The organism is Synechococcus sp. PCC 6717, from assembly GCF_022698185.1.
GTDB lineage: Bacteria > Cyanobacteriota > Cyanobacteriia > Thermosynechococcales > Thermosynechococcaceae > Thermosynechococcus > Thermosynechococcus lividus.
Genome location: NZ_JAKLTV010000031.1, coordinates 1 through 24,430, shown reverse-complemented (window position 1 = coordinate 24,430; position 24,430 = coordinate 1). Strand labels below are relative to the sequence as shown.

General features: G+C 53.8%; 22 protein-coding genes. 9 read left to right on the top strand and 13 right to left on the bottom strand.

Features of this window, described 5'->3' with window-relative positions; translation table 11 throughout:
- Positions 1 to 307: 307 nt before the first annotated feature.
- From L5470_RS11475 to L5470_RS11465, 3 genes are all read right to left on the bottom strand, one after another.
- Positions 308 to 2,170 carry an iron uptake porin gene (locus L5470_RS11475; RefSeq protein ID WP_499500053.1) on the bottom strand — a complete coding sequence of 621 codons (1,863 nt, stop codon included), beginning with the start codon at positions 2,168 to 2,170 and terminating at the stop codon, positions 308 to 310.
- 377 nt (positions 2,171 to 2,547) lie between these two features.
- A complete protein-coding gene (locus tag L5470_RS11470; protein WP_499500052.1) occupies positions 2,548 to 4,224 on the bottom strand; it encodes a DUF3685 domain-containing protein in 1,677 nt (558 codons plus the stop codon).
- A 19-nt stretch (positions 4,225 to 4,243) separates the two neighbouring features.
- On the bottom strand, positions 4,244 to 4,915 hold the full coding sequence (locus L5470_RS11465; protein WP_499500051.1) for a potassium channel family protein: 672 nt from the start codon (positions 4,913 to 4,915) through the stop codon (positions 4,244 to 4,246).
- Positions 4,916 to 5,064: 149 nt separating this feature from the next.
- Here L5470_RS11465 and L5470_RS11460 point away from each other — a divergent pair, with 149 nt between their 5' ends.
- The 4 genes from L5470_RS11460 to L5470_RS11445 are packed head-to-tail and all read left to right on the top strand — an operon-like array spanning position 5,065 to position 7,474.
- On the top strand, positions 5,065 to 5,445 hold the full coding sequence (locus L5470_RS11460; protein WP_499500050.1) for a DUF4346 domain-containing protein: 381 nt from the start codon (positions 5,065 to 5,067) through the stop codon (positions 5,443 to 5,445).
- Positions 5,446 to 5,455: 10 nt separating this feature from the next.
- Positions 5,456 to 5,953, top strand: coding sequence for a cytochrome C (locus L5470_RS11455; protein WP_499500049.1), 498 nt, complete (start codon positions 5,456 to 5,458; stop codon positions 5,951 to 5,953).
- Positions 5,954 to 5,987: 34 nt separating this feature from the next.
- Positions 5,988 to 6,776, top strand: coding sequence for a TIGR03943 family putative permease subunit (locus L5470_RS11450; protein WP_499500048.1), 789 nt, complete (start codon positions 5,988 to 5,990; stop codon positions 6,774 to 6,776).
- 5 nt (positions 6,777 to 6,781) lie between these two features.
- Positions 6,782 to 7,474, top strand: a complete 693-nt coding sequence (locus L5470_RS11445; protein WP_499500047.1) for a DUF1449 domain-containing protein — start codon at positions 6,782 to 6,784, stop codon at positions 7,472 to 7,474.
- 7 nt (positions 7,475 to 7,481) lie between these two features.
- Here the strand turns inward: L5470_RS11445 and L5470_RS11440 are convergent, their stop codons facing one another.
- Positions 7,482 to 7,850: a YccF domain-containing protein gene (locus L5470_RS11440; RefSeq protein WP_448515370.1), complete on the bottom strand. Its 369-nt coding sequence runs from the start codon at positions 7,848 to 7,850 to the stop codon at positions 7,482 to 7,484.
- Positions 7,851 to 7,997: 147 nt separating this feature from the next.
- Between L5470_RS11440 and L5470_RS11435 the strand changes: the two genes are divergently transcribed.
- The 3 genes from L5470_RS11435 to L5470_RS11425 all read left to right on the top strand — a co-directional run bounded on the left by L5470_RS11435 (position 7,998) and on the right by L5470_RS11425 (position 10,076).
- Positions 7,998 to 8,669 (top strand): PHP domain-containing protein, encoded by a 672-nt coding sequence (locus L5470_RS11435; RefSeq protein WP_499500046.1) that lies wholly within the window; start codon positions 7,998 to 8,000, stop codon positions 8,667 to 8,669.
- Positions 8,670 to 8,879 (top strand): hypothetical protein, encoded by a 210-nt coding sequence (locus L5470_RS11430; protein WP_099799061.1) that lies wholly within the window; start codon positions 8,670 to 8,672, stop codon positions 8,877 to 8,879.
- 120 nt (positions 8,880 to 8,999) lie between these two features.
- Entirely contained in the window at positions 9,000 to 10,076 is a 1,077-nt protein-coding gene (locus L5470_RS11425) for an isocitrate/isopropylmalate dehydrogenase family protein (protein ID WP_499500045.1), read from the top strand.
- On the opposite strand, the gene L5470_RS11420 is transcribed toward L5470_RS11425, so the two are convergent.
- The 6 genes from L5470_RS11420 to L5470_RS11395 form a co-directional block, all read right to left on the bottom strand.
- Positions 10,073 to 11,437, bottom strand: a complete 1,365-nt coding sequence (locus L5470_RS11420) for a TrkH family potassium uptake protein (RefSeq protein WP_499500044.1) — start codon at positions 11,435 to 11,437, stop codon at positions 10,073 to 10,075. The genes L5470_RS11425 and L5470_RS11420 overlap by 4 nt on opposite strands.
- Positions 11,438 to 11,529: 92 nt before the next feature.
- Complete coding sequence (locus L5470_RS11415; protein ID WP_499500043.1) at positions 11,530 to 11,814, bottom strand: hypothetical protein; 285 nt, start codon at positions 11,812 to 11,814, stop codon at positions 11,530 to 11,532.
- Positions 11,815 to 11,849: 35 nt separating this feature from the next.
- Complete coding sequence (gene smc / locus L5470_RS11410; protein ID WP_499500042.1) at positions 11,850 to 15,365, bottom strand: chromosome segregation protein SMC; 3,516 nt, start codon at positions 15,363 to 15,365, stop codon at positions 11,850 to 11,852.
- Between the two features lie 87 nt (positions 15,366 to 15,452).
- On the bottom strand, positions 15,453 to 15,890 hold the full coding sequence (locus tag L5470_RS11405) for a peroxiredoxin (protein ID WP_099799063.1): 438 nt from the start codon (positions 15,888 to 15,890) through the stop codon (positions 15,453 to 15,455).
- Between the two features lie 68 nt (positions 15,891 to 15,958).
- The gene (locus L5470_RS11400) at positions 15,959 to 16,984 is read right to left on the bottom strand and encodes an ABC transporter permease (RefSeq protein ID WP_499500041.1); all 1,026 of its coding nucleotides are present in this window, start codon (positions 16,982 to 16,984) and stop codon (positions 15,959 to 15,961) included.
- Positions 16,985 to 17,038: 54 nt separating this feature from the next.
- On the bottom strand, positions 17,039 to 17,266 hold the full coding sequence (locus L5470_RS11395) for a hypothetical protein (RefSeq protein WP_099799064.1): 228 nt from the start codon (positions 17,264 to 17,266) through the stop codon (positions 17,039 to 17,041).
- 142 nt (positions 17,267 to 17,408) lie between these two features.
- Between L5470_RS11395 and L5470_RS11390 the strand changes: the two genes are divergently transcribed.
- The gene (locus L5470_RS11390) at positions 17,409 to 18,254 is read left to right on the top strand and encodes a tetratricopeptide repeat protein (protein ID WP_099799065.1); all 846 of its coding nucleotides are present in this window, start codon (positions 17,409 to 17,411) and stop codon (positions 18,252 to 18,254) included.
- Positions 18,255 to 18,622: 368 nt separating this feature from the next.
- Entirely contained in the window at positions 18,623 to 18,985 is a 363-nt protein-coding gene (locus tag L5470_RS11385; RefSeq protein WP_099798163.1) for a response regulator transcription factor, read from the top strand.
- Here L5470_RS11385 and L5470_RS11380 read toward each other — a convergent pair.
- From L5470_RS11380 to L5470_RS11370, 3 genes are all read right to left on the bottom strand, one after another.
- Positions 18,966 to 20,387 (bottom strand): DUF697 domain-containing protein, encoded by a 1,422-nt coding sequence (locus tag L5470_RS11380; RefSeq protein WP_099798164.1) that lies wholly within the window; start codon positions 20,385 to 20,387, stop codon positions 18,966 to 18,968. The genes L5470_RS11385 and L5470_RS11380 overlap by 20 nt on opposite strands.
- Positions 20,388 to 20,480: 93 nt before the next feature.
- Positions 20,481 to 23,498 carry an AAA family ATPase gene (locus tag L5470_RS11375; RefSeq protein WP_499500040.1) on the bottom strand — a complete coding sequence of 1,006 codons (3,018 nt, stop codon included), beginning with the start codon at positions 23,496 to 23,498 and terminating at the stop codon, positions 20,481 to 20,483.
- Positions 23,499 to 23,612: 114 nt separating this feature from the next.
- Positions 23,613 to 23,846, bottom strand: a complete 234-nt coding sequence (locus L5470_RS11370; RefSeq protein WP_499500039.1) for a hypothetical protein — start codon at positions 23,844 to 23,846, stop codon at positions 23,613 to 23,615.
- Positions 23,847 to 24,430: the final 584 nt, after the last annotated feature.

Below are 24,430 nucleotides of genomic sequence, written 5' to 3'. Positions count from 1 at the left end.
TTTTTACCTTCCAAGTCGCAGATCCCCGTCTGCATGAACGGGCAGGCCTGATTGACACTCCCACCGACTAAAGTCGGRGGATTCTTACGCAGTCCACAAACGAACTCGWAAAGGCGGGAGCAAACCGCCCCTACACAGTTCCTTGAGGCAAAGCCCCAAAGTTCTGCTTACTTGTAACAACTGTCGCCGATTGGGTTTTTCACCAAGGATGGCGATTAAGTATAGATTAGCACAGAGCAACTAAAGTTGCTAGGTAGCTTTTCCTCCCCGTACTTTAGTACGGGGCTACCAAGCTATCCCTCTGTGTCTAGAAACTAAAGGTGGTTCGCACTGCCCCGACAACAATAGGATCGTTGTTGGAGTTACTATTGGGGTTAATAATGGCAATGATACCGGGAGTAATCGAGATATTCGGCATCACTGCAAACCGGTAGAATCCTTCTAAGTGGAACGAGTTGAACGCCGTACGACTCACTGGCGTTGCCGGTAAAGGCCCAGGCAAATTAGCGACGAAGGTGTTGCTCAGGCTAATCGTTTGCGGTGGCTGACCAAAGATAAAGCCCAACACATCCCCTTTATTCCATAGATCTGGAGAAGCAAGCGTAACCGCCCAGTTCAGCACCTCAGCGCTGTTGGCACGAGTCGGATAGTCAAAGTTGTTTTGTACACCATTCACACTCGAATAGCCGACCCAACCAGCAATGTTAAACTTCTGAATCGGGCGATAGGTAAACTGGAACCCTAACGTGTCTGCTGTGCTGTTGGCAAAGCCAATACGGGTTGGGTTAGCTGCTGAGAAGTTCCCTGTGCTGCCGGTACCGCCAAAGGGATCAAGACCAAAAGAGCGCACATAGGTTAAGCCAAGAGCCACATTTTTGACCGGGCGCACATCCACTTGTGCCAGCGCGGCATAGGCACCATTAAAGAAACCGTTGGTATTCCCTACCGCGTTATTGAAACCTAGAGGATTGCGGGCATTGCGGAAAGGATTACCAGAGGTGGGGGCAAGATACCCCACGTTTAGGGTCACCCCAGTTCCCCGCTCTTTGTTTTGCAGGACATCATACTTAAAGGTAACCCCCGCTGCGGCCGCGGCATTTCCTGCGCGATAGATGGGGTTAAAGCGACCAAAGCGAGACAGCGCACCCGTATCGCTGGATTGCAGTAGCGGGTTAAAGGTGAATACGTTGTCGTTAAACTCACCCCCCACAAAGTCCAGCACCATGAAGCCACGAGTCGCTACAGGGAAGCTGTAAAACCCTTTTTGTAGGGTAAAGGCATTAGCTGAGGTGCCGTCATATCCTAACCGCCCCATGTTCGTGCCAGTCAAACCCGCATAGCTCACAATGTTTGCTGACTGCAAACGCAGGCGCAGGCGGTCTTTGCCGTAAAAGCTCGTATCAAAGTTAATACGGGTTCGTTGGTTAACAACAGGGTTGTCGTCAACGGTTAGCCCGGGGTTAATCAGTCCGGGGGCTACGGCACGGTCATTCGTCAGCACATCCGACACGTTGAAGATGACAGTGGCGCTCAGTTTGGTTATGGTGGCAAACTGAGTGGCTTCTAGGTTGGCAACCCGGCCTTCTAGGTTGGTGACCCGACCTTTCACAAGTGCCAGTTCGTTGGCAAATTCCTGCATCAGTTTTTGCAGGGTGGCCAAGTCTTCTTTGGTGGCAAAGCGATCGCTGATTACATCCAAGCAAGCGTTTAAGGCAGCCGCTAGTTCATAACGGGTGGCGGCGCGGTTCCCACGGAAGGTGCCGTCTGGATAGCCTGCAATACAGCCATATTTTTCAACCAAGGAGGCTAAGGCTTGGTAGGCCCAGTCGGTCGGGCGTACATCTGAAAGTTGGTTAACCGAGGTCACTTGGGGTAAGTTGCGCTGGATACCCAAGCTCCGCTCCTGTGGCTGGGACGCGGCAGGGGGCATAACCGACCCGGATTCTAGTTCTGCTACCGAGGGCATGGGAGCCGCCGTACGCCGATTTTGGGCAATTAGCTCAGGGGTTGTGGACAAGGTTGTTAGGGGTTGCGCCCCAGGGGTGGAGACTTGAAACTCTGTGGCGCTGATAGTCGTCAAAGAGCTATCGGCAGCGGTGGCTGCACTGGTAAGCGTTCCCAATACGAAAATCGGCGAGGCCAAGGCCAAGCCTAAAACAATACGAGACATACGTTTTACTCCCTTCACTCCTCAATGAACTTGACTTGGCCAGAGGACAGGCTCCCAACCAAGACAAAGCCTTAACTCCAGTCACCATCTATAGTACTAAGACATCAACGGGACTTATGCACGGTGCAGAGGTGGGTTCAATACGAACTTTTGATCTCTGCCCTAGCAAAACTCATTACCACGAGTGTAGCACTCCACCTTTAGACCCTCAAGGTTTAGGTCGCTCTTCGATCGAGGTAATTCAGCGTGGTTCTAGAGTAACACCCAGCATAACTCTGTAGGAATTATGAGATAGGGCACTTCTAGTCTGGTTTTACTGTACAAACATTGAGGTTATGTCAGGGTTAAGCACGGTTTAAGTTTTGCTGTTACTTTCTTTAAGCTGAGGGGGGTTTCTTTGTTTCGGAGGTGCTCCAGCTACTGCTGACGGACTGGCCAATGCCTTGCAAAATCCCCCGGCCAATCAGTCCTAGCCCGCGGCCAATGACTTGGGTCAGTAGGTAAATGACCCCTTTGCCCACCCAAGCGACCACAGCACGCACTGGTGGCGCAAGGGCATCCCGGGTTTCTAGGGCAAGGGTGAGGGCGTAGGGAATGCCTTCGAGTTGTAGCAGTTCCTGTTGCCGTGGGAGGGTGAGGGTAAATTCCTGAATGCCGCGATCGCTCAGGCGCAGCAGCACCAGCCGGCTTTCAAAAATATTTTGGGGTTCTTTGACCCACCGCTGCCACCGGTAGTGCCAAGAGAGGGTGTTACGGAAGCGTTCCATTTCGCGGCTAGAAATGTACTGAGCACTAAAAAAGGTTTGCTGGATGGGTGCGCTGTAGCACAAGCGATTCAGCAAGGGGTAAACGATAGCATTAGCAAGGGTAAGCAGCCAATGATCCAGAAGGACATCAAGAATGTCCAAGGCCTCTGGAGTGCCGTAGCGGTAGGTGTGCTGATTGATATTGAGGGGATGCTGCCACAGCAGATGCGCCAGAAACTCCGGTACTAAGGGCAGCGGCGTGAGAAAGACATCTACTACAACATCGGCATCGGCTAATAAGGTGTCAATGAGATCGCGATCGCCCCCAAGATCTAGGTAACGGTAGGGGCTAAAAAATTCCCGTAGGCTCTGCTCCCACAGATCCCGTAGCAGGCGATCGCGCCGGTGCTGCAAAAAGTCTTGATTCGGGGATGTTGCTTGCAGCGTCCGCACGAACGCATCCCATTGCTGCAGAACGGTATAGAGTAACTCCCGCCGTTGTGGCACCCTGAGCACATCTAGTTCGAGGGGGCGGCTGGTAAAGTTAAGCAAGTCTGACTTGGCTCGCTCTAGACAGCGGTCAACGAGTGTAGCTCGTAATTCCACCGTTGGCTGCGGCAGATTGAGGTGCACGGGCGGTGGTGGAGCGCTGGGCTGGGGTAAAAAGCGGGCAACTAACCAGCGAGCGGCACGAATTTCACGGTGTCGCCCTTCGCATATGAGGCGCTCAAGGGAACTAAGGCTAGCCTGACCCAAGTGCTGATCCAGTGCTCTGAGCCATGTGTCCATTTCCATTAACCCCTCCTGTAGCAATTGGTACCGCCAGCGATTGAAGGGGTTAGGAAACAATGCTTTCAGCGGCGGGTCTGGGGGGGTCAGGGTATGGATGATCTCTCCTTGGGCAATGGCTACTATTCCTGCCACCAGTTCACTTAGGGCAATCTGGCGGGGGTAGATGCCTTCCACGCCAGCCTGTTGGGCGGGTTGCACCAATTCCAGAGCCGCTGGACGCACCGTCAGAATGACCCGTAGGTTTGGATAATGGCGTTTGATCCACTGCCATAGCCATGGCGTTACTGCATCATTCACGGTGGTTTGGGCATCGCATAGGAGTAACCACGGCTGGCGATCGCTCTCCAGAGGCGCTGTCCCAAGGTAGGTGATCAGATCATTGCCATTGGTAAACACCAAGGGTTCAACCCCAAGCTGCTGGCGAATTCCCACCGTCAGCCCTAGTCGCACCACCTCCTCCCCTTCCACAAGGAGCAGGCCAACGGAGGGGGGTGATGGTGTAGGAGTACTCGTCATAGTTGTTTTATAGCGGTGGTTAGCCCATGTTCCCAGAGCGACTATTGAGATATTGACTCACCAAGCGCGCCATGACAATAGCCGAGTACATCTGACCAAAAATCGCCTCTAGGTTGGCGATCGCCATCCCAAAGGGAGTCGTTGGTGTAATATCCCCATACCCTACACTCGTGAGGGTTGTAAAGCTAAAGTACAACAAACTAAATAAACCATCTAAATGCGCAGGCTTGGAAAAGCTGTGAGGGTAATAATCGAGCAACATCCGATAGATAAAAAAGAACGAATAGCCCACCAAAAAATAAACACAAATCCCCCCCCGAATCGAGTCACCAGTAATCACATTGGCTCTGAAAATTCTTCGTAAAATCAACACAACAGCCATGGCTGTGATTCCCAAATGAAACCCATTGAGCACTAGAGAGATACGCCGATAGTCGGCATCCAGCAGAACCAGAACCACTTCCACCAAGCCGACCGCAATGGTCATCAGCAGAAAGAACACTAACGTCCGTACCTGAACCTCAAATGTGCGTAGGGTAAGAGCCACCGCCAGAGACACAAGGGCAATATAGGTCAACATCGATGCACTTTCACCATCGACCAGCGTCGGCAGAACCAAAAGCAAAATTTGCGTCACCAGTAATTGAGTATATTTATTCTCAAGGATGAAATGATGTGGTTTGTAAGCCATGGGACAACACCAGTGGCAGGATGGGCGGCTCTCCTTACAAAAACAAAAAAGTAAGGGGCAAAGGATTGCTCTTACAATACGGTAAAGCTATTGTCGCGTACAGATGCAGCAACCCCGTAAAATAGAGGTTGGATCGGCTAGAGGACGCAGTGGTCTTGAGTAAAGCGGAACGGGATGCCTTGGACAACAAACTTTCGCAGCGGTTTATCCACCTTGATCCAGCGGGTTACTTCATCATCTACATTGATCACGAGCAGCAACGTATCTGGATGAAGCACTACCCCAATGCCATCAATGAAAAAGGCTTAGCCGTTGATCCACAGACGGGGGAACCTATCCCCACTAAGGGGAAGGTACTGCGGGAACCGGATGTGGTTCTCAGCGGTCGTACGGCAAAGGAGTTGTGCATTGAACTCTTTGAAAAAGAGCGAAAGTTCGTCACAATGTTTGACCATGCGGCTTACCTTGGCCGCGAGCTAATGCGGGCACAGTTCTGTTTGGACGCGGGCATTGAGTATATTCAAGATTAAGCCATTCAAGATGCGCCAAAAGGCGTGGCGGCTTTGGCTGGGGCTAGCGGTACTAGGGCTGTGCGCTCTTGTAGGGATGGGGCTAGGGGCGATCGCTGCTCCTGATTTTAGTGGCACTGTGGATGTGTTACCCCTCAACGCCCAGCTAGGGGCGCAAATTTATCTGCGGCGCTGCGGTACCTGTCACTTGGCTCTCCCCCCAGAAACCATGCCTGCTGAGGCTTGGCAGGTCTTAATCCAAGATACCAATCACTATGGGGCAACCTTACCTCCCATTCCCCGTCCGGAAATGATCCCCCTGTGGAACTATCTGCGCACCTACTCCCGCGCCTTAGGTGCTGATGCTCAGATCCCTTTCCGGGTGGGGCGATCGCCGTTTTTTAGAATTTTGCATCCCCGGGTGGAGTTACCAGAACCCGTGACCTTTGGCAGTTGCAGCCAGTGTCATCCCAAGGCCACACTGTTTAACTTTCGGGAGTTGACCCCAGAGTGGCAACATTCCCCCTAGAATGTTTAGCGAAAGGTGAATTCCCCACCGCCTCATGTTTTCTGCGTCATCAAGTCGCTATTCCAGTCGCGCCCAACGCCTGATTGCCCGCCGTCGCTGGCTGATGCAGGAGTGGTTGACGGTCTTGGCGCTTTTCCTATGGGCAATGGTCTTTCTCAGCTATTGGCTACAGGGGCAGCTGGGGCTACTCATTCACCCTAATTACTTTGCCTTGGCGATCGCCGCTGGGTTTCTGTTGCTTGCAGTGAGTGGTTGGCAAAGCTGGCGGCTGTGGCGAGGTGCCACTGCGCCGATGCAGCACGTTACCCTGTTGCCACCGGCCTGGACACTTGCCATCTTAATTGTGGCAGCGGTCATTAGTTTGCTCATTACCCCCCGTCCCTTTAACAGCGATACCGCAATTCACCGTGGCCTTGACGAAGGGTTAACCGTTACCCGCAATAGCCCCGCCACCTTTCGCCTTAACCAACGACCGGAGGATCGCACCCTCATTGATTGGGTTCGCACCCTCGATGTCTATCCTGAACCGGATGCCTACGCAGGCTTACCGGCTAAGATTGATGGCTTTGCGGTTCACAGTCGCCAACTTCCAGACAATTACCTGACACTGACGCGATTTGTGATCACCTGCTGCGCTGCCGATGCTTACCCGGTGGGCTTACCTGTTAAACTGCCGCAACCCCGCCAAGCCTATCCCCAAGACCAATGGTTCCGCGTTGAAGGGCAAATGGCGACGGAAACCCTAGGAGAGCGACGGCAACTGGTACTGGTGGCAACCACCATTACCCCTATTCCAGAACCCGATAATCCATTTATGTACTAACTCGAATGCTGTTCCATCTGGTTCACTTACCGTACTGGATTGTGTTGGGGATGGGGATTTTACTCTTTTTGACCGTCATTGTTGGGGATATTGGCGACGAAGACGCAGAGGTGGATACCGATGCTGATGCCCTTGAGGTGGACATCGATGGTGAAGAGGGCATGTCCCTGTTGACCCTGCTGCACTGGCTAGGCGTGGGCAGAGCACCTCTGATTTTGCTACTCGCCCTAGACTTTAGCCTTCTTGGGGTTCTGGGGTGGTTATTGAATGTGCTGTTCTATCTGGTCAGTGGCGGCTGGCCGATGGGGGGGTGGGGGGCACTCATTGCCATCGTGGCGATTGGGGGTTCCCTCGGTCTTGGTAGTCTCTGCTCCCGGCCATTGGGACGGATTTTTGCCCAGTTTAGCGAGGATGCCAGTGGCGATCGCCTGTTGGGGTGTCAAGGGCATGTCAGCTCTGCTCAAATTCCGCCCAGCGGAGCTGGCATTGGCCAAGTCAGCGTTTTAGATGCAGCGCGTAACCGTTTGACGGTGCCTGCCGTGCTACCACCGTGGGCAACCGTTATCCCCCAGTACCGGCAAGATGTCCTCATTATCGATCGCCAAGGCAGTGAGTATGTGGTGATTGCTAAAGACAGCTTAGACGAAGGACTATGGCTGCGCCAGCAAAAGCAACCCAGCGACGAACAACATTCCTAGGCACAGCCTACTTGAGTTCCCTGCCAAAGGGAAGTAAGCCCAAAATCATCAGCTTGAAGTGCTGCTGGGCAAAGGGCAGACCAATCACGGTAATTGCTAAGATCACGCCCCAGATCAAATGGTTGAGGGCAATCCCCCAACCAATAATAAGTAACCAGAGAATATTAAAGATCATGGTTAGGGTACTATTGGCACTGGGCAATTCCACAATCTCTTTGCCAAAGGGGAGCAGGGTACTCCAGCCCAGTTGAATGGCTTTCAGGCCAAAGGGAATCCCAATAATGGTTAGACAAAGGCTCAGACCCCCAATCATATAGCCAATGCCAGTAAATAGCCCCCCAAAGATTAGCCAGATCAGATTGCCAAGCAAGCTCATGGATCTGTTCCTCACCAATTGCATGTACTAGCCTTAGCCTAGCAAGTGCCGTTGCCGCCATGATCACCCGTATTAGGAATGCTTATCCCCGATTCCTTAAGGAAAGTTTATATTGGAGAAGTAAAGGCGTAATGTTTGGTAATGTCCATGACCCTTGCTGCACTGATGGTGACGCAGGCTGAAGCCCTCCGCGGTCTGTTTCAGACATTGACGGCAACCAGTTGCCCCTACCACTACAACTTTCATCTCCACACCATTTATTCCGATGGTCAGCTCACCCCACAGCAAGTGGCGCAGCAGGCAATGATTCACGGTCTAAAAGGGTTTGCCATTACGGATCACCACGCCCTCGAGGGCTATTTCCAAGCCCGAACCTACATTGAAGCCTACCCAGGGAGCGATCGCCCCCAAGTGTTCACCGGCATTGAAATCACCGCCCAACTCCTTGACACTGAAGTCCACATCCTTGGCTATGGCTTTGATCCTAACGCACCTGTTCTCCACCTCTACGCCATGGGGTCTGCCCCCCAAGGGGAGTTGGCACGGGCAGAGCGGGTGATTGCTGCCCTGCACGAGGCGGGTGGCTTAGCAATTTTGGCACACCCCGCCCGCTATCGGCTCCCTGCTGAGCAACTCATTCCTGCCGCCATTGCCCGTGGCATTGATGGCATTGAAACCTATTACTGCTACGGCAACCCCGATCCGTGGGAATCAACCCCAGAGACCACAGCCATTTTCCACCAAATTGCCGTAGAGCACCAGTTACTCGAAACCTGCGGCACTGATACCCATGGGCAAGACATCCTCCTACGGCGCTAGATGACAGGCACCGAACTTCTCATCACCGTGGGGGCGATCGCCATTACATGGTTCGTGCTGCGCTGGCTAGTGGGGGTGATGAAACTGACCCTAGGCACAGCCCTGAAAATTGCCGCTGTGGTCTTATTGCTGCAACTCGTGTTTGGGATTGGCCCAGAGCGACTCTGGGAATACTGGCGACAGTTGTGGTCAAGTATCACCAGCCAATGAATTCCAAAGCTACTTCACGGTTTCTGGAAGGGTATGCTACGCTCTAGTGTGATCTGAGCGACCTATCCTCGTGCGATCGCCAGTTTACTTGATCTTACAACCGTTAGGGAGAAACCGTCCGTGTCCCATTCTGTAACCCTCATCCGTGGTGATGGTATTGGTCCTGAAGTTGCCGAGGCCACTCGTACAGCCATTGACGCAACGGGTGTGAAAATTGACTGGTTAGTCGTGGATGCCGGGGTGGAGATGATGGAGCGCTACGGTACTCCCTTGCCCGATGAGGTGATCGATGCCATCAAGACTACMAAAACCGCCATCAAAGGTCCAATTACGACCCCAGTGGGCACCGGCTTTCGCTCTGTGAATGTGGAAATTCGCAAGCGGTTAAACCTCTATGCTAACCTCCGTCCCGCCAAATCCATTAGGGGGGTCAAAAGCTACTTCCAAAACATTGATCTGGTGATTGTCCGCGAAAACACTGAAGATCTCTACGCCGGGATTGAGTTTGACTACACCAGCCCAGAAGCCGCCAAAGCCCGTGCCTTTTTAAGTGAACTGGCCGGCAAGCCCATCCGTGACGATGCAGCCATTGGCGTGAAGCCGATCTCGGTTGGCGGGAGCGATCGTATCATTGAGTTTGCCTTTAAGTACGCCCAAGCCAACCATCGCAAAAAAGTGACCGCCGTACACAAGGCTAATATCATGAAATTTACTGATGGCCTGTTTCTGGAGCGGGCGCGGCAGATTGCCCCCCACTATCCAGCCATTGAGTTTGAAGACCGCATTGTTGACAACATGTGCATGCAACTCATGCAAAAGCCGGAACTCTACGATGTCATGGTGATGCCCAATCTCTACGGCGATATTCTTTCAGATTTGTGCGCAGGGATGATTGGTGGCCTTGGGGTTGCCCCCGGTGCCAACATTGGCGATGAGTATGCGGTGTTTGAAGCCATCCATGGCTCTGCTCCCAAGTATGCTGGGCAAAATAAAGCCAACCCCACCGCCCTGATTTTATCGGGGGTTCTGATGCTCCAACACCTTGGGGAAATGGAGGCCGCCCACCGCCTGCAAGCTGCTGTGGAAAAAGTTATCGGTGAGCAGAAATCGGTGACCTACGATTTAGCCCCTCCCGGCCAAACTCCCGTCGGCACCCAAGAAATGGCAGCGGCTATTGCTGAGTACGCTGCCCCCTAGCCCACCAGCAGGTTCTCCTCAGGGTACTGAATATTAGACGGGCGCGGATCACCCATGATGGCGGCCATCAGCAGCAGAATGCCCACCCGTCCAGCAAACATCGTTACCACTAACACAAATTTAGAAAACACCGTCAACCCACTCGTAATACCGGTAGAAAGGCCAACGGTTGCAAAGGCGGAGACCGTTTCAAAAAGGATGTTAATAAAGTTGATCTCCGGGTCGGCGATCGCAATCAAGGTGGTTGAAATCAGCACCGTAAACATCGAGCCAACGGTCACTGCCACAGCTTTCATAATCAGGGTGGGGGGCACTTGGCGGCGATAGAGCAGCACCACATCCTTACCTTGGAGCGTTGATTTGGTAATCCCAGCAAGAATACGGAACGTCGTTGTTTTAATGCCCCCTGCCGTACCGCCAGGACTACCGCCAATAAACATTAAGGCAATCATGATAAAGAGGCCGCTGTTTCTAAAGCTGCCAATGTCAACGGTGTTAAAGCCTGCGGTGCGAGCAGTTACCGACTGAAACCACGCAAGGAGTAGCTTTTGATCAAGGGAAAACTGACCAAACGCTTCTGGTGACCGAAACTCCGTTAGCAAGAGCATGACTGTTCCTAAAATCAACAGTACTCCCGTCGTACTGGTTACAATCTTGAAATTGAGACTAAAGGTCATTTGGCGAGCCTTGCGCACTAAGTAGCGAGGTCGCCCCCAGTGCCGTAAACAGTCGGTCAGCCACAGGTAAAATTCAAAAATCACTTCATAGCCAATGCCACCCAAAATAATCAGAGCAGAAATGACAAAATTGAGCGGCACTGAGGTTTGGTAACTCATTAGGCTATCGCTAAAAAGGCTAAACCCGGCATTATTCCAAGCACTGATACTGTGAAAGACGGCTAGCCATAGTCCCCTTAAATCTCCGTAGTCTTGGCGAAATACGAACCAGAGCAACAACGTACCGGTAATTTCAAAGAGGAAGGCCAACCCCAAAATTGAGCGCACCAGTTGCCGCGCCCCCTGAATGCCCCGTCGGTCAAGAGCCTGTTGTACCGCTATTTTCTGCCGCAAATTAAACTTCCGTCCTAGCAAAATAATTAGAAAGGTGGTGGCGGTCATATACCCTAAGCCTCCCACCTGAATGAGCAGCAAAATGATCAAATGACCAAAGGTCGAAAAATGCGTCGGGGTATCAACAATGATGTGGCCGGTCACGCAGACCGCTGACGTGGCTGTAAATAGAGCAATGACAAAGGGGTTCCACTGGCCGTTACTGGTGGACCACGGTAGCCATAGCAACAGCGTACCCACCGTAATGACGGCTAAAAACCCTAGGCAGATCGTGCGCGGAACAGTGAGCATGAGATCAAGGAGATCGATAGAGGGGTCCCACGCTAATCTATCAAGTTCCGTCGCTGTGCTCCAATAGCGTCACGTTGGTCTTAGGGAGCGGCTTAGTTGCGGATGGGGCCATTGTAGTCTACCGTTGTGCGCCCATCGGCTGCCACAGTCACAATGGTTTCCAGTGATGGGGTAGAGGCGGACACCCCATTAGTTACTCGATAGCCTAGCACCCGGAAGGTATAGGAGCCATCAGCATTGCGCACGTAGGGAGCCTGCAACACTGGACCGTGCATCGATTGATCGGCTCGATAGCGGGTTAAACCACCATTGACCCGCTCAGCCGCTTGCCGGGCATAGTTGCGTGCCCGCACCAATTCGGCAATGTTGGTGGTCATCGGTTCATTAGGTGTTGAGAGGAATGCTTGCAGCGTCAGCTTTGGCGGTGTGCCGTCAGATCTAAACCAATGACTTGGGTATGTTGCCCCCGGGCTTGAGTGACCCCAATGGTGCGCTGTGCGGCCTCAATCATTGGACGACGGAGGCTAACCACGATAAACTGAGCATCTTGACTTTGCTGCTGAATCATTTTTGCCAGTCGCTCTACGTTGGCTCCGTCCAAGAACATATCCACTTCATCAAAGGCATAAAAGGGTGAGGGGCGATAGCGTTGCAGGGCAAAGATAAAACTCAACGCTGTCAGCGACTTTTCTCCCCCGGACATCGAGGCCAACCGCTGCACCGGTTTACCTTTGGGGTGCGCCACAAGGTTTAACCCTCCGGCAAAGGGGTCTTCGGCATTTTCGAGCTGTAAGTACCCATCCCCGTCAGAGAGGGTGGCAAAAATCGTCTGAAAGTTGGCATTGACTGCTTCAAAGGCCTCTCGGAAGGATTGATGGCGCAGGGTGGTAAAGTTTTCAATGCGCAGCAGAATTTCGGTGCGCTCGGCCTCAAGAACGGCCAGCTTCTCCTGAAGTTCGTTCAGGCGGGCTTGGGTTGCCTCAAATTCACTAATGGCTAGCATATTCACTGGCTCTAGGCTGCGCAGGCGTTTTTCAAGGGTTTGGCACTGCTGTTGAATATCTGTGAGGGTCAGTTCAGCGGGAACCTCTGGCAGCGGATCTGGCAAGGGGGGATGTTCAATGGTCTCTAGTTCACGGTACTGGCGTTGAAGAGTGGCGATGGTTTCTGCAGCTTTTTGCTGTTGCCATTCCAGTTGTTGGTAGGCTTGCTGCGCCTGTCGCAGTTGATAGTCTTGGCGATCGCGATCGCCTTTGAGGGTTCCCAATTGATCTTCAAGGCGGCTGAGGGTCTGCTGCTGCGCTTGAATTTGAGCGGTTAAATCCGCAAGGGTCTGATCAAGGATTTGCTGTTGGCAGAGGGTGTCCTGTTGAGTGCGGCGGAGGCGGTCAATGTCGGTGTCGGTTTGCTGCAGGTCGCGCCCTACCTGCTCAAGCTGACGTTGGAGGTACCCTAAGGCTTGATCAAACTGTTGAAGAGCGGCCACAGCAGCGGCATACTGCGTCTCTTGCTCCTGTAGTTTGCTTTGCAGTTGTTGCCAGTGCTGGTGGCTTGGGTTGGCCTCTAGGGCACTCAGTGCCAGTCGCTCTGCCGCGAGTTCTGCGTCTAGTTCAGGGAGCCGCGTTTGCAGTGCCGCCAGCTCGGCTTGGCTGATGTGCAAATCCGTGATGACTTGCTGGTGTTGGCGCTCTAGTTCCTGCTGTTGGCGCGCCTGCTGCTGCTGTTGCTGTTGGAGGTGCTGCCACTGGCGTTGGCGATCGCGGTGGGTTTGCCGTGCCTCCGCAAGGGCTTGGCTCAATTCGTTGACAGCGGCTTGCTGTTGGCTGCGCTCTTGCAGTAAGCGATGGAGTAAACGTTCGATTTCGCTGAGGCGATCGCGCAACTGTGTCATTTCCGCTGACTCTTGGGGGGTGCTACTCTGGCCAAAATGCAGTGTACTAGTGCGGCTGTGGCTACCACCGGTCATAGCTCCTGAGGGTTCTAATAGCTCTCCGTCGAGGGTGACCATGCGATACTGCCCCAAATACTGGCGAGCGGCTTCAAGGGTATTAAAGACCACTGTGGTGCCAAAAACGTAGGCAAAAATCGGCGCATACTCGGGAGCAAAGGTCACTAAGTTCAGGGCGTAGTCAAGGGCACCGTCCACAGACAAGGGCGCAAGCGGTTTGGGACGTGCTATTTTATTCAGAGGTAAAAAGGTTGCCCGACCCGCCCGCTCCCGCTTGAGGATGGCGATCGCCGCTGCCGCCACACTGTCATCCGCCACAACAATATTGCCAAGGCGCGCCCCGGCGGCAATCTCTAAGGCTAATTGGTATGGGGGAGCCACCTGGCCAAGTTGAGCCACGGTGCCCAACACGCCGGGCAAGTCCGCGTTCAAAATCAGGCGTGCGGCATAGCTGCCTTGGGTTTCTTGCACCGCCTGCCGACGCGCATCCAGTTGATCTAGTTCCCGCTGTTTTTGGCGTTGCTCCCGCTCTAGGCGTTGGTAGGTGTCCTCCGTTAGAGCCAGGTGGTGCTGAGCTGCGGCGAGTTGCTGGGCAAGGGTTTGTACCTGCTGTTCACTGGTGGTTAGCTCTGTAGTTGCCCTAGCCAGTGCACTCGTCAATTCTTCGTGCTGGCTTCTGAGGGCGATCGCCGCCTGCTCTAGGTCTCCTTGGCGGCGGCTCAATTGGTGCGATCGCTCCAGCAGACGCGAAAGTTCACTGCGCCCGGGTTCTAACTCATGAATGATCTGATCAATGCGTTGCCGCCGTTGACGATGCTCAGCAAACCAAGCTTGGGCAGCAGTACTCAGGTCTTGGGCTTCGCGGCGCAGTTGGTTGAGGGTCTCCTCCGCGGTAGCAGCCGCCTGTACCAACGCTTGCCGCTCGTGGGTCTGCTGCTGGGCGAGTTGCGCTCCTAGCTGCTGCTGCTGTGCCAGTTGCTCTTCGCGTCGAGCCTGCTGAGCCTGTAACTGCTCCCCTATAGACTGTTGCTGCTGTTGCAAGTCCTGCTGCTGCCGCTGGCATTGTCGCTGCTGTGCTTGCAGATCCGCCAAGTGAGCCTGCACCCGCAGATACTCCTCTTCGCCGAGCGCCTTGACCTGTTGATTGAGCTGCTCAAGGGTAGTGATGGCGGCAGCAATCTGTGCCTGCTGTTGCTCAAGTTGCTGCTGGCGGGTTATCTGTTCCTGTTTTAGCTGCTGGAGTTGTGCCGCCAGTTGAGCTTTCTGCTGGGCGTGGGCTTGCCACTGCCGTACTAAAAGCCACTGTTCCCGTTCCTGTAGCTCTTGGCGCAGGGCTTGGTACTTTTGGGCTTGGATCCGATCTCGATCGAGGCGATCGCGCCGCTGAATGAGTTCATGTTCAACAATCCGAAAGCGCTCCTCACGCTCCTTCACCGTGTCAAGTTTTTCCCGCGCTTGGGCAATTTTGCGGTCAAAATCTGCCACCCCCGCTAATTCGTCAATGATTTCGCGGCGCATTTTGGCATTCATCGAAATAATGCCAGTCACATCCCCCTGCAACACCACGTTATACCCTTGGGGATAGATGCAAAACGCCTGTAACTGCTCGTGCAGTTCATTGAGCGTGCAGGGTTGGTCATTGATGGCATAGGTCGAGGTATAGGTGCCCTGCTTTGTTACCCGCAACCGCCGCGTTACCCGCCATTCAGCGGTATCCTCAAGGGCAAAGGTCACCGTCACTCGGGTTTCCACAACACTGTGACCACGGCGCGTTTGGCTGTGGTTCACTAAATCTGGCAAGCGCTCCGCCCGCATTCCCTTAGAACCGGCCAGCCCCAAGGCAAACAGTAGGGCATCCAAAAGGTTAGACTTCCCCGATCCATTCGGCCCCGAAACAACGGTAAAGCCCGGTAACAGCGGAATCAGCGTTGTGCCGCCAAACGACTTAAAATTCGTGAGTTCAAGCTGCTTAATATACACAGGCGAGGATGCGTTGCCAACCGTTTCATTATGCACAAGAATGCCATGAGCGCACGAGGCCAGTAGCGCGATCGCCTGTGGATGAACTCAAAGACCTAAGTCTGCCAAAATATCGGTGGCATGGGTGTCCGTTTTCACACTGGTATAAACGTGGGTAATAATGCCATTGCCATCAATGACGTAGGTCACCCGCTTGGCATAACCCCCACCATCAACATCGTAGGCTTTGATAATGGACTTGTTGACATCGGCGAGTAAGGGAAAGGGGAGACTAAATTTTTCGGTAAATTTTTGGTGAGAGGCTTCGTCATCACCACTGACCCCCAACACAACAATACCTTTCTCCTGATACGCCGCGTAGTTGTCCCGGAAGCTACAGGCTTCTTTGGTGCAGCCCGGGGTGTCGTCCTTGGGATAAAAGTAGAGAACAACGGTTTTACCGGCAAAGTCGGCCAACGAGACCGGCTTACCCGTTGTATCTGTGGTAGTAAAGGCCGGAGCAGGGGTGCCAACCGCTAACACCATAGTGAAACATCTCCCAGTTTTAAGTTTTGTAACTATATTATCGGCAACGGCGGGGCGATGGTGCAATGCTAATAATGAATGCGCGGATCTACCCACGCATTGATCATATCAATCACAATACTGGCAACAACAACAATCACCGCAAAGAAAACAATAATTCCCTGTACAGTTGGGTAGTCCCGTAGGGCAATGGCTTCGTAGAGGCGATTCCCCAGTCCCGGCCAAGAAAAGGTGACTTCGGTGAGCACTGCCCCCCCCAACAGGCTGGCTAGGGTCAACCCCAGAACGGTGATGACGGGAATTAGGGCATTTTTTAGGGCATGGTGAACCAGAATTCGGGATTCGGGGATGCCGCGGGCGCGAGCTGCTTCAACGTAGTCAGCAAGCAGGGTTTCTTTGAGGTTGACGCGGACAATGCGCTCAAAAATACCACTGAGGACAATCCCCAAGGTTAATGCCGGCAGTGTGAGGTAGTAGAGGGCAACGCCAAATTGAGGCAGGTTAAGGCTGAGCAGGGCATCGAGGGTGTAGAGTCCGGTGGGGCCATTGGGGGGGGAGAGGGTAATGGGGTAGCGCGTGCCTAGGGGTAACCAGCCTAGTTCTACCGCAAATAGCAGTTGCAACAGCATCCCTAGCCAAAATAGGGGTAAGGCGTAGGTAATAATGCCAAACAAACGCCCGCCTATATCCCACGCGGATCCCGCTCTAACGGCTGCGACGCTACCGATGATGACCCCCAACCCGAAGGCGATCGCCAAACTAAAGAGCGCCAGTTCTGCGGTTGCTGGAAAGTGCTTGGCAATAATTGTCGTCACTGCCTCCCCTTGGCTAGTGAGGGAGGTGCCCAAATCGAAGTGGAGCAATTGGCCAAGGTAGGTCAAATACTGTTGCCACAGGGGCTGAGCTAAGCCTAACTGTTGCCGCAGCGCCTCCTTGACCGCAGCCGGTGCCCGCGGCCCCAACACCGCATCGACGGGATCCCCCGGCGTGGCTCGCAGCAATAGAAATACGATGGTCACAATCGTCCAGAGCATGAGGGGTGCAAGCAGCAGCCGCACCAGCAGGTAGCCTTGAAGAGCGCGGAGTCGAGACATAGCAGTAAACTAGGGTTGCCCCTCACCCTACCACCCTAGGGCACACTGGCGGTGTTAGTCTTGAGACGTATCTGATAGCCGCAGGCGATCGCGCTCCAAGGCCGCTAAAAAGCGTTTTTCCACACTGTCGGCGGCAATTTGCAGGATTTGGTCAAGGGGGGTATCGTGCATAAACTTACTAGCAGCAGCGCTATACTCGCGGTTGGGGCAGCGATCGCCTAGGACACAGCCATTCACACAGGCTTCGGCACAATTAATGGTTTCGGGGGTTAAATCAGTCATGGTGCTGTGGTGCTCAGAGGAATCCTTCAAATTTTAACAAGGGGTGCACCGCTGCCAAAATTGGCACAGATCGGCATATAGACATGGGCTAGAATCGTACAGACAGTACCCCTCAATGGCACACTGCTCCTAAGGACTCCCTATGCGCAAAAAATGGGTCACGCTTCTGGTTTTAATTTTGGGGATCATTCCCTTTGTGGCCATTTCCTTGGTGCCCTTGCTCACCAGTGCCTTTACTAAACCCGCAGAGACTCCCACCCCTGTCGCCAGTCCTAACACCAGTGACCAAGTGGCCGAACTGCAAGCTCAGGAAAAAGGCTATCAATTGGTCTTAGAGCGCGAACCCAATAACCCCACCGCACTCGAAGGCTTAGTGATGACCCGGCTCCAACTGATTCAACTGGGGAAAGGCAGCATTAAGAGCGTGATTGATCCCCTGAAAAAATTGGCGGCACAGCGCCCTGAGCAAAGTGAGTATGCCATCCTGCTAGGTCAGGCACAGCAGCAAACGGGAGATCGCGAAGGGGCAGCGCAAACCTACCAAGCAGTTTTAGCGAAAGCACCCGGCAACCTCAACGCCCTGCGTGGCCTTGTTGATCTCTATCTGCAAGAAAATCGCCCCCAAGCCGCCCTAGGTCTGATTGAAGAGACGCTCCAAGGCGCAGAGCAGGCCAACCAAGTCCAACCCGGCAGCGTGGATGTGACCTCGGTACAACTATTGCTGGGGGACATCTACATTGCTCAAAAACAATTTGGCGAGGCGCTGACCCTGTTCCAAAACCTTAGCAAGGAACATCCGGCAGATTTCCGCCCAGTGCTGGCGCAGGCGATGACCCTCACCGAGCAAGGAAAAGCCGCTGAAGCCGCGCCCTTGTATGCCAAAGCAGTAGAGCTGGCACCCGCAAAGTACAAAGACCAAATCCAGCGGGCGGCGCAGCAAGTGCAGCGCCAATCTGAATCTGCAGCCCCCACAGAATCCACAGAGTAAACTACCCCCAGCTAAAGCAGGGAGCTTTCAGTAGCCCTGCAGTTAGCAAGCCAACCGCGAGCCTCTGGGGTGGTTTACAACACCCCCAATCGACCGTTACCAGTGCCTTGAACAACCGTTTCTGGTGTCCGCAGTATAATTATAACCTAAGGCAACTAAAGTTGCTAAAGGAGCTTTCCTCCCCGCACTGAAGTACGGGGCTTCCAGCCCTACCCGTTGTGACCTCTTGGGTCACCGGTAGTGTCTGCCGCCAATTTTTGCAAACAGGGTAAGAAATGATAGGCTATACCATGGGCAATATTATAATGTACGCTCCACCTCATCCATAATCACAGTATCGTTTCTTAGCGGTATCAGGCAGAACTTTTATGGCCACAGTCATGGTTGTTGATGACAGTCCTACCCTCCGGGCAATGATTGTCGAAATTATGAAGGAACAACGCTACGAGGTTATTGAAGCTGAGGACGGCCTAGAAGCTCAAGAAAAAATCAAAGCGCAATGCCCGGATCTCATCATTCTCGACGTGGTCATGCCCCGCATGAATGGTTATGAACTGTGCCGTTGGGTGAAGGGGGAGCCAGCCTCGCAGAATGTGCCAGTGATTATGTGCACGACGAAAAGCGAAGACTTTGATATTCACTGGGGAAAAAAGCAAGGGGTCGATGCCTACATTACCAAGCCCTTTGACCCCGCTCAACTCATTGCAACGGTCAAAAAGCTTCTTCCCTAGCTGGCGGGCGCAGTTGGCTCTGAATTTCGCTTTTGAGACGGCTCAGGAGATGCCGTTGATCGAGTTGGCCTAAAATTTTCTGGACGACGGTTTTCGGCCCTGCCCCTCCCCAACCAGCGCCATTGGCAAAATAGGTTTTCGCCACTTGCCCCATCGTATAGGATGAGACCCCGGCAATACTGGCTTGAGTGATGGCCACCGCAAGGTAAGGCCCTAGGGCAAGCCCACCGCTGACGGGCGCCGCTAGCCCCAATGTCCCCTTAAGAGCACTGAGGCCAAGGTTGGCCGCAAAATCCCCCAAACTAATGCCGCCCATGGCCAACGCAATGGTTTGCAGCAGGTCTTTGGCACCCGCCTCTGTCATCTCAATGTCGTAGAGGCGTGAGAGCAGTTGAATGGTTGTTACGTCAATGACGGCACTGCTGACCATATCTAGCACCGTCACCGGATTGAGGGCGATCGCCAAGGACTTGGCCACTGCCCCTTTCCAAATGAGTTGGTTAGCCTCCTGCTCCCGCAGTGTGAGTTTATAGTGTGCTAACTCCTGACTGACTTGGTTGGCAAATAGCATCGAGTTTAGGGCAATCAGCGCCTTACCTTCGCGCGCCAACACCTCCAAAATTTTCACTTTCAGAGGCTCAATCTGGGGTGCGCCCACCGTCATGGTCACCTGCACCCGGCCTTGGGCATCCTGCTGCACGTGGGGCACTAGGGGCGCCGCCGCCACCATTACAATTTCCTCAGGTGAGAGGAGTGCTTTAACTCGCTCATCGCGAAGTTTGGCATAGATAGCTTGGCGATCAACCTCTGGATACTGATCCACCTTGTTAAACACCAACAGCATGGGCTTACTGGCGGCGCGCAGTTGACTGAGGCTCTCGTACTCCAGCCGCGTCAGGTCTCCGGCCACCACAAAGAGGATCAAATCCGCCTGTTGTGCCACCTGCCGAGCTAGCGCTTCCCGTTCGGCACCGTTGACCTCATCCAGCCCGGGGGTGTCAATGAGGCGAATGGGCGATCGCCTGTGTCCTTCAGGGTCAGACACCTGCCACAGTGCTGCTGCCTGCTGTCGGGTCACGCCGTGGATGGGGCCTGTAGCAAAGACCGGCTCTCCCAGCAGGGCATTGAGAAGCGATGATTTACCGCGCCCCACTAGGCCAAAGACAGCAATGTGCACCACACCGTAGTGGAGTTTGTCCAGCATATCTTCTAACTGGGCGATCGCTCCGGCAAGGGGTGAGGTTTCACCGGCAGTGGCGCTACAATCCGCCAGCAGTTGTTCTAAGGCCGTTTTTGCTGCCTCGTAGGTGAGGTCATGTTGATAGTTATTTAGGTCATCAAGCACCGCTTGCAGGTCGTGGAGGAGGTCAGGTGTGGCAGCGACAGGGTGCGATCGCGTCATAGCAGCAGGAGCACCGGTATTTTATGCCTTTTATTGTATCGGCATTGTATCTGCTAGGGGTCTTTGCTGCTGCCGCTTTGCCATCCGGGATGCCTAGGCAATAACGCTGATCTGAGACCCTTGATCGCCTTTGGTCACTTCAATGCGGGTTTGAAAGGCTTCCTTGAGGGCGGGCACGTGGGTAATGGCCAAAATACACTGAAACTCAGGGGCGATCGCGTTGAGGGCAGCAATGAGGCGTTCGCAGCCTTGGGCATCTTGGGTGCCGAAGCCTTCATCAATAATTAAAAACTGGACATCACTACCGGAGCGTTGTGCTAACAGGCGTGCTAAGGCCAGTCGTAGGGCAAAGTTGATCCGAAACGCTTCACCGCCGGAATAGCTTTCGTAGGGGCGGGTGCCTTGGCAGTCGGCGATCAGAATATCAAGGGTTTCAATGGGTTTACGGTCACCACTGCCCCGCTGACGACTGCGCTGGGTAATAAACTGGATATGCAGTTGGTGGTTGCTGAGCCGCCCCAAGATGGCATTGGTTTCCGCCTCAAGGTGGGGCAGCACCGTTTCAATGAGCATGGCTGGAATGCCATTTTTCCCCATGGCCTGAGCCAGTTCACTGTACACACGGAAGTGGTGGCGCAGTTGCTCAAGGTGCTGCTGACCCTGCTGGTGTTCCTTGGCCAGCCGCGTCAGTTGTTCTAGCTCAGCTGTTAGTTTACCGTGAGCGGCCAAATCCGCTTCCAAGTGGTGCTGCTGCTGGGTAAGCTGCTGTTGGAGGTGCTCAAGGGTGGCGGCTTGGGCAGCCATGGCGGTGCAGGATTGCGCTAGCTGTTGCAGTTGGTGCTGAATACTGTCTCGTTGGGCTCTTTGCAGGGCAAGGGTTTGCTCTAGTTCCTGTTGTTTTTGGTCGAGTTCGGGCAGGCGCGATCGCCCCCGCTGTAGCTCTTGATAGGCCTCTAGCTGGGGTTGCAATGTCCTTAAGGCGGCTTGTAGCTCAGCATGCGCCTTGGGATCATAGGCGAGGGCGGCAAGTTGCTCATCTAGGGTGCGCAGGGCGATCGCCGCCTCTGAGTCGTGCAGAAGGGTTGCCAACTCGTGCTGTAGCTGTTGCTGCTGGGCTTCTAGGGGAGGGAGTTGCTGCTGAAGTTGACGATACTGCCGTTTGGCGTGACGCAGTTCCTGCTGTTTAGCGTCAGCCCAGCGCCATTGTTCCACCTGCGCGCGGGCGATCGCCACATTTTTCTCGTCGTAGTTCAAGCTGGCCAACTGCGCCTCAATCTCTTCTAATTCCTGCAGGCTCTCCTGCCCCCATGTATTTGTTTGCAGGAGCGCATCGAGTTCCTCCAGTTCCGTGGCTAGGGCAGTGAGTTGCGAGCCAAGATCAGTGGTGGACTGTATCTGCTGTTGGAGGTACCCCCGCTGCTCAAATAACTGCGTGAGTTCTGAGACTTCATACCCCACCGCCAGATACTCGCGGCGCAAGACTTGAATTTCCCGCTCGGAGACCGCTAGCTGCTCACGAATAACCCACACTTGATTGAGCAGGTCTTCTTTTTCGGCGGTATTGCGGCGTAGCACCTGCTGATAGTGCTCCTCGTCAAGGGGTTGCTGACACAGGGGACAGACGGCTCCCGGTTGGCCAAGACGGTCGAGGGACTCATCAAGGTGACCAATTTGGCGCTCGTAGTCCCGTTGGCGTGCTTGCAATTGCTCCATAAACTGACGGCGTTCAAGCCCCTTTTGCCGCAGGTGCTCCTGATAGATGCGTTTCTTTTCAAGGGTCTCAATTTGCGCCGTAATCACCGACACCGCCTGCTCAAGCTCGGGTTGGCGATTTAATTGCGCCTGTAGGTGGTGCCATCGCTGCTGGAGTTCCTCACGGCGGCTCCTGAGATGCTCATAGTGCTGTTGCCGCTGGGTCTCAAGCTGATGCTTGGCGCGCAGAAGGGGGAAGACCTGTTGTTGCAGTTCCTCTAGTTCCTGTAGCTGGGCACGAGCCTGCTGGAGCTGCTCTAGGGCACTGAGGATGTCCGGCTCCTTGGCGATGAGGGTGGCTAGGTGCTGGCTCTGTTCTTGGATCAGGTGAATTTGGGTATCCACTTTGTGCAGCCTCTGCAGTAAGTCCTGACGCTGCGCCTCTAAAATTGCCTGCTGGCGATCGCGCTCGTGGCGCAGCCGTTGGTAGTCACTAAAGCGCTGTTGTAGAGCACTCTCTTGCGCTGTGAGATCCTGCCATTGGCACGCCGCTACCTCAAGTTCCGCTGCTCGCTCCAGTAAGTTGGCGATCGCCTGCCGTTGCTGGATTAAGGCATTGCACTGTTGTTCGAGGTGCTCAATGGTGGTGGCAAGGGTATGCTGCTGCTGCACAAGATTATGGTACTCCTGCTGCCGGAGTTGTTGGGCATGGTAGGCGGCCTGCTGCTCTTGCAGAACCCGCTGCTGCTGATGCAAGTGCTGCCGCTGCTGGGCAATGCGCGCTGTTAAGTGTTGGTGTTGCACCTGAAGGTGAGCCTGCGCCGCCAATTGAGTGGCCTCAGCGCTCAGGCGTTGTTCAAGCAGGGTGATTTGTGCTTTGTACTCCCGGGCGCGATCGCGGGCAGCCTCTGCTAATGGCTCGTATTKCTCTAAGCCCAACAGCGCAGCCAATAGTTGCTTGCGCTCACTGGGACGCTTCGCCATAAATTCATCAGCACGGCCTTGACGCAGATAGGCAGAGTTAACAAAGGTTGGATAGTCAAGGCGCAGAATTTGAATAATTTTCTCTTGGGTGGCTCGCAGCGATCGCTGGGTCAGGGAACTGTAGCCCACCGCTGTTTGTACCTGAAGCTCTAGGACAGTACCCTGTTGACGGCGGCGAACCCGCACAACGCGATAGCCTTGGCCTTGCACCGTAAACTCAAAATCAACGTAGGCTTCAACTTCACCGTAGTAGATGACATCATCCTCACGGCTGGCGCGACTTTGCCCCCACAGTGCCCAAGCAATGGCCTCTAATAAAGAGGATTTGCCCGCCCCATTGGCACCACAAATACAGGCAAGGTGTAACCCCCGAAAGGGGAGCATTGCCTGACGATAACTTAAAAAATTACGGAGAATTAATTGCTGCGGAATCATTTCAACATCAGCATTTCGGCCGGGAAAGTTAACCTGTTCCCTGTGAAAGACGTGGCGTGGTTCTATGTCCAAATCATATCTCAAGGGAAAGACAGGCCTTCTTTATGACACGTATTACACGCTGAGAATTTGAATCGTTGTTGTGTGTGGTAAATTCCCCGCTGAGGCTGCAAGTGAGCTACTGCCACTCCACCGCACAGGGGTGCCTTCCATTACTGATAAAAAGTCATCTAAGCCCGTTAAATCGCAATTGTTCGGATCAGATGTGGCGGTGCGAAAGTGCGACGGAATGACTACACGGGGTTGCAATAACTGGTGTTGCTGAATGTGGCTATGAATTACCCTCATCCCCAACCCTTCTCCCCAAGGAGAAGGGAGCTAAGAGTCTTGTTCCCTCTCCGTTGGGAGAGGGCTAGGGTGAGGGCGGCAAAAGACTCAAACCCGAAGATCATACGTCTATTCAGCAACGCCCCCATCCAGTAGCGCAGACATATGTTGCGAATGAACTGAGCCGTTCTAATCGCGTCATCAATCAGCGCGAACTGATTTGGATTCCCCCTGAGCTTGGTTTCCAGAACAATTATGGGCAATCAGACTAAATCTTATAGGAGTGATGTGGGCGGGCTAAAACCCCTCCGCTTTAGCGAGGGGATACAGCCAACTCAGGGGGCTTTAGCCCTCTCTATGTGTTAAACTAGAGACGTGGAAAGTAGGCGTATCAACTACGCGAAGAAACATCCTAGTACGGAGAAATCCCGGCAAGTAAGTCACCACCGCTTTGGCGGCAAGCCTAAACCACTGCAAGCAATGGCAGGATGTTGAGCGTATCGAATTGGCTAGTGTTGAAAAGTGCGAAACCACAAACCGAAACATAAACGTAGTCCCAATAGCAGAAATGCTTGAGGTGAGTAGGGGGTCTTTGAGATCGGAAG